At 62.0% G+C, this 6,025-nt stretch carries 6 protein-coding genes; all 6 read right to left on the bottom strand.

What is annotated here, in order from left to right:
* Window positions 1–43: 43 nt before the first annotated feature.
* Window positions 44–673 (bottom strand): glutathione S-transferase family protein, encoded by a 630-nt coding sequence (locus ACRESD_RS16180; protein WP_431751847.1) that lies wholly within the window; start codon window positions 671–673, stop codon window positions 44–46.
* Window positions 674–791: 118 nt separating this feature from the next.
* On the bottom strand, window positions 792–974 hold the full coding sequence (locus ACRESD_RS16175) for a hypothetical protein (protein WP_431751846.1): 183 nt from the start codon (window positions 972–974) through the stop codon (window positions 792–794).
* Window positions 971–2,074, bottom strand: coding sequence for a PepSY-associated TM helix domain-containing protein (locus ACRESD_RS16170; protein WP_431751845.1), 1,104 nt, complete (start codon window positions 2,072–2,074; stop codon window positions 971–973). Before ACRESD_RS16170 ends, ACRESD_RS16175 begins: the two co-directional genes overlap by 4 nt.
* Before the next feature lie 63 nt (window positions 2,075–2,137).
* Complete coding sequence (locus ACRESD_RS16165; RefSeq protein WP_431751844.1) at window positions 2,138–4,567, bottom strand: TonB-dependent siderophore receptor; 2,430 nt, start codon at window positions 4,565–4,567, stop codon at window positions 2,138–2,140.
* Window positions 4,568–4,789: 222 nt separating this feature from the next.
* Entirely contained in the window at window positions 4,790–5,752 is a 963-nt protein-coding gene (locus ACRESD_RS16160) for a FecR domain-containing protein (RefSeq protein ID WP_431751843.1), read from the bottom strand.
* A partial coding sequence (locus ACRESD_RS16155; RefSeq protein ID WP_431751842.1) for a sigma factor-like helix-turn-helix DNA-binding protein occupies window positions 5,749–6,025 on the bottom strand: 277 nt, incomplete at its 5' end. The genes ACRESD_RS16160 and ACRESD_RS16155, both read right to left, overlap by 4 nt.

The following is a 6,025-nucleotide window of genomic DNA, read 5'->3' as shown; positions in this document are numbered from 1 at the left end:
ATTCGCGAGCAAGCCCGCTCCCACATGGGAATAGCGCCGAGCGTTAGAGTGGTGGTTGGGTTTGCTGCATCGAAGGCCGCTGGCTGACCTCGGCATACCACTGGGCAAGCTTCGGGTTATCCAACCGCCATTGCAGGTCAGGGTGGCGGAAGTCGAGGTAGCCCAGGGCGCAGGCAACGCTGATGGCGGCGATGTCGAAGCGGCTGGTCAGTTCGGCAACGGCTTCGGCTTCCAGCTCGGCAACGGCGCGACGGATCTTGTTGCGCTGCTCATCCAGCCATTGGTCCCAGTGTTTTTCCGCCGGGCGCATGGCGGTCTCGTAACGCACCAGCACGGCGGCATCCATGATGCCGTCGGCCAGCGAGGCCAGGGTCAGGCGGCGCCAGCGGGCTGCACCGTCGCGAGGGATCAGCGGGATGCCACTGTGCTGGTGATCGAAGTAATCGAGAATCACCCGGCTGTCGTGCAACACCGAGCCATCGGCCAGACGCAGGGCCGGGATCTTGCCCACGGGGTTGTCTTGCACCAGCTGCGCATCGGGATTGACCGGTGTCGGCATGCAGCCATGCAAGGCAACGCGGTCCTGTTGGCCGGTTTCAGCCAGCAGGACGCGAACTTTACGCACGAACGGCGAGGCGGGGTTGTGAAACAAGGTCGTGCTGGGAGCGGACATGGGCATTCCTCAATGTGGGCAGTGGCTAGAGCCTAGAGGCATTGAGGGTGTTTTTGAAGGCCTCATCGGGGGGGCAGACGGTCAAAATGTGGGAGGGGGCTTGCCCCCGATAGCCTCTTCAGCCGCGCCGTTTGAACAACGCCCAAATACCAATGGCAGCCGGAATACCCAGCCCCACCCAACTCAACGAATCCCACAGCCCATCCCCCAGCAACGCCGCAAACAACCCGGTGGCACTGAGCAGGCCAATCCCCAGTGGAATGCCAAACACCTTCCAGAAACTCGACTGGCGCGGCTTCATGATTTGGCCGCCTTGCGCCGTACGATCCACAGGTAAATCCCGCTGCCCAGCACGATGATCGTCAGCACATCCAGCACAGCCCACAGGATCTTCATCGGCAGGCCGCCATAGTCACCGAAGTGCAGCGGCTGCGACATGCCCATGGCGTCCATGTACCACGGCCGTTCGGCAATGGCGGTGACGGCCAGGTTGCTGGCGTCGATCAGCACCGGTGTGAGCAGGTGCGAAGTCAGGTGAGTGCTGCCTTTCATGAACACGGCGTAGTGGTGCTCGCTGGAAAAGCGCGTGCCGGGGAAGGCGATAAAGTCCGGCTCCATGCCGGGCGCAGCGTTGGCGGCGATGGTCAGCAAGTCGGTGGCGGGTGCGCGCTGGGTCAGCGGGGGGGCGTTTTTGTACGGTTCGATCATGGCGCTGAGGCTGTCCTGGCGCCAGGCGGCGATGATCAGGTCGGCGCAGGCGCTGATGACACCGGTCACGCCTACCACCAGCGCCCAGGTCAGGGTGACCACGCCGATCAGGTTATGCAGGTCGAGCCAGCGCAGACGCGTGGATTTGTCCTGACGCACGGTGGCGAACTTCAACCTGCGCATAAAAGGCAGGTACAGCACCGTGCCGGAGACAATCGCCACCACGAACAAAATGCCCATGAACGCCAGCAGCAGCTTGCCCGGCAGCCCGGCGAACATATCCACATGCAGGCGCAGCAGGAACAGCGTCAGCCCGCCGTTGGCCGCCGGGGTTTCCACGGCTTTGCCCGTGCGAGCATCGAGCATGAAGGTGTGGGATGAGTTGGGTTCGGTGCCGGCCGTGGCGGCCATGATCGCGATCACACCGTTCTTGTCGTCTTCATCCCAGGCCAGGTATTGCATGGCGTCGCCGGGGCGATGGGCCTGGGCCTTGGCGACCAATTGCTCCAGATTCAGCTGCGGCGTATCGGCGGGCATCTGCGGCAGTTCCGGTTCGTTGCCCAGCAGGTGGTCGATCTCATGGTGAAACACCAGCGGCAGGCCGGTGAGGGCGAGCAGCAGCAGGAACACCGTGCAGATCAGGCTGGTCCAGGTGTGGATGAAGGACCAGCGGCGGATGGTTTTGCTTTTCATTTTTCTAGCCTTCAGACACGCCAAAGCCGCCCCTGAGGACGGCCCGCGGGTTAACTCAGCCGATTACCACTGGTAGGTGGCACTGGCGATCACGCTGCGTTGGTCACCGAAGTAGCAATAGTTGGCGTCACAGGTGGACAGGTAGTCCTTGTTGAACAGGTTGGTGGCGTTCAGTTTTACCGAAGCACCTTTCAAGCTGTTATCCAGACGGCCCAGATCGTAGTGCACCGAGCCGTCAAACACGGTGTAGGCATTCGCCTTGCCCGCCCAGGTGTTGGCCTGGTCGCCATAAGTGTTGCCGGTGTAGCGCGCGCCGAAACCGATGCCGAAACCGTCGAGCATGCCGCTGTGCCAGGTGTAGTCGGTCCACAATGAGGCTTGCTGGTTGGGCATCAGTTGCAGGCGATTGCCTTTGTATTGGCCTTTTTGCACTTCGGATTTGGCCAGGGTGTAGGCGGCGATGACCTTGAGGTTCTCGGTCACGTCAGACACCGCTTCCAGCTCCAGGCCCTTGACCTTCACTTCTCCAGTCTGGTCGGTGACCGACACGCCACCGGACTGGAAGCTGGTGACCTGCACGTTCTTCTGGGTCAGGTCGTACACCGCAGCACTCAACAGGGTGTTGGAACCCGGCGGCTGGTACTTGATGCCCAGTTCCCACTGTTTGCCTTCGGTGGGCTTGAACGACTTGAGCGGGTCGACATCAGCGTTGCTCGCGGGTTGGAACGACTCGGCGTAAGACAGGTACGGCACAAAACCCGAGTCGAACACGTAGCTCAGTGCAGCGTTGCCACTGAAGTTCTTGCTGCGGTCGGTGTTGGTCGCATCGTTCTTGTTGAAGTAGGTGGTGCCTTGGTGCACCCAGTCTTCACGCCCGCCCAGGGTCAGGCGCCATTGGTCCAAGGCCATCTGGTCCTGGACGTAGAGGCCGGTCTGGACGGTTTTCTGGTTGTAGTCGTAATAGGCCGTGGAGCGCGCCGGGCGCTCGACCGGCTGGGTGTTGATCGGGTTGAAGATGTTGATCGTCCCGGCCGTGCCGAAAATCGACAGATAGGACGTATCGGTGCGCTGGTGATCCAGGCCCAGCAACAGCGTGTGGGAGATGTCGCCGGTGGCGAAGTCAGCCTGGAAATTGTTGTCCACCGCGAACTGGCCGATGTTCTCGTTCACATTGGTCGAGGAGCGGCTGATATTGCCGTCTGCATCGGCCGGAGCGTAGGCGAAGGAACCCACGGTCAGTTGCTGGAAGGCCAGCTCCGACTTGGTGTAGCGCAGGTTTTGATGGAACTGCCAGGTGTCGTTGAAGCGATGTTCAAAGGCATAGCCCAACGCGTAGTAGGTGCGGTCGTAGTACTCGTAGTTTGGATCGCCCAGGTTTTTATGATGTGACACTTTGCCCAGCGGCGAGTCGATCTTGGTGCCCTGGATCGGCATGAACTGGCTGGTGGCGCCGGTATCGTCGCGGGTGAACTGCGAGAGCAGGGTCAGCTTGGTATCGGTGTCGATGTTCCATGTCAGGCTCGGTGCGATGTTGTAGCGCTTGTTGTCGATGTGATCGACCTGGGTGCCCGCATCCCGCACCACGCCGCTGAGCCCATAGAGGAACTGGCCTTCATCATCGATCTTGCCGGTGCTGGCGAAGTTGATCTGGCGGTAGTTGTCGCTGCCGTATTGCACCTGGATGGCGTTGCTCGATTCCGCACTGGGGCGGCGGCTGACCATATCCAGCAGGCCGCCTGGCGGGGTCTGGCCGTATACCGACGAGGCCGGGCCACGCAGCAGGGCGAGGCGGTCGAGGTTCCAGGTTTCGGCTTTCGGGTTGGCGTAGACACCACGGGGCAATGGCAGGCCGTCGAGGAATTGAGTCGGTTCGAAACCGCGAACGCGCATCCAGTCATAGCGGGTGTCGCTGCCATAGCTGGCGGACACGATGCCGGGCATGTACTTGACCGCGTCATCCAGGTTCTGGACGTTGCGGTCCTGCATTTGCTCACGGGTGGCCACGGAAATCGAGCGCGGGGCTTCGACCAGTGCGGTATCGGTCTTGGTGCCGGCGGCGGTGCGCGTCGCCAGGTAGCCGGTCACGGGGCCCCATGCACTTTCGGTATTGCCCTGGGCAATGATGCTGGTCTCTGGCAATGCCACGACGCCCTCCGGAACCGGTACCAGCGTAAACGTGCCCGCACTGCTCTGCTCCAGTTGCAGCCCGGTCCCACGCAATGCCTCATGTAATGCACCCTGGGCATCGAACTGGCCTTTGACCGGTGCCGAGGTCTTGCCTGACGCCAGCGCTGGGTTGAGCGTCAGCGCCAGGCCGGCCTGGCTGGCGATCTGGTTCAGGGTGGTGGCCAACGGCGCAGCCGGCAGGTTGTAGGCGCGCACGCTGGACGCTTGCTCAGCGGCGACCAGCGAGGTGCTGGCCAGCGGGGTGCTGAGGGCGATGGCCAGGGCTAACAGGCTGGGGCGCAACAAGGTGTCTAGCGTGCGGGACATAGGGCGGCTCCTGAATGGAAATATTTCTCAATTGCCTAGGTGCCGGATGAGAATCGAAAAGTGATAGGGCGGGATGAAAATATTTTCTTGGGCTGTTCTTGAGGGCCTCATCGCTGGCAAGCCAGCTCCCACCCAGACTGTGTTCACAAGTCATAATGTGTGAATGCAATAAATGTGGGAGGGGGCTTGCCCCCGATAGCCATAGCCCAGGCACCACAGCCCCTAAGGCTTGGCGCTGACGGTCACCCACCACGGCGTGCGCTGCTCGATCTGCACCGGCAACGTCGGCAGCAGCGCATTCAACGCCAGGGTCGTGTCATGCAGCGGGAAACTGCCGGTGATCCGCAGGTCAGCCACATTTTTATCCACCCCCAGGTGGCCGGTGCGATAACGGCTGAGTTCCTCGACCACATCCTCCAGGCGGGCGTTGTCGACCACCAGCATGCCGCGGGTCCAGGCGTCGGTGGCAGGCGTGACGGCAAGCAATGGGCCGAGGCCGTCGCTGCGCATCAGTACTTGTTGGCCTTCCTTGAAAATCTGTTCCTGATGCAGCGCTTCAGGCTGGGCGGCCACGGCGGACTGCAGCACGCTCAGGCGCGTGGCGCCCTCTTCGCGCTTGACGATAAACCGCGTGCCCAGCGCCCGCAGGCTGCCGTCGCGGGTTTGCACATAGAAAGGTCGAGCATCGTTATGGCCGGTTTCGATCAGGATCTCGCCTTCCTGCAATACAATCAGCCGGCGTTTTTCATCAAAGCGTACGTCGATGGCACTGTGGGTGTTGAGGTTGACCAATGTGCCATCCGCCAGTTTCAGTGTGCGCTGCTCGCCCGTGGCGGTACGTTGGTCGGCCAGCCAATAGTGGATCGGTACATAGCGCTCACCGGCAAACAACGCAAGGCCAATTACCAGCGCGATGCTCGCCAAGCCGCTACCCAGTTTGCGCACACGCTGGCGAATGCCCTGACGCGACTGCAGCAGCGCCGCCCGTGCCGGGCCCGAGGCTGCGCTGAAACGCTGGTCGAGCATGCCCAACTGGCGCCAAGCGCGGGCGTGTTCTTCATTGCTGGCCAGCCACTTGGCGAATTCTTCCTGTTCCACTGCACTGCCGTCGCCCGAATCGAGGGACAGTTGCCAGGCGATCGCCGCATCCAGCACACGGGCCGAAACCGGTTTGGAACTTGTCACAGCGGCTCGCCATACAGGGCGACGTAGCACTGGCGAATACCCTGGGCCAGGTACTGGCGTACGCGAGGCACCGACACGCCGAGGCGATGGGCAATTTCCGCATGGCCCAGGCCGTCGAGGCGGTTATAGAGGAAGGCGGCGCGGGCCTTGCTCGACAGCTTGCCGAGCGGGCGGTCGATGGCCTTGAGGTCTTCGAGGATCAATTGCTGCTCTTCGGGCGATGGGTGTTCGCTTTCCGGGCTCAGCATCAGTTCGGTGAGGTAAGCCTGTTCC

The sequence above is a fragment of the Pseudomonas sp. genome (assembly GCF_050739995.1).
Classification (GTDB): Bacteria; Pseudomonadota; Gammaproteobacteria; order Pseudomonadales; family Pseudomonadaceae; genus Aquipseudomonas.
The sequence above is the reverse complement of the archived record's forward strand: the minus strand, read 5'-3'. Positions and strand labels throughout refer to the sequence as shown.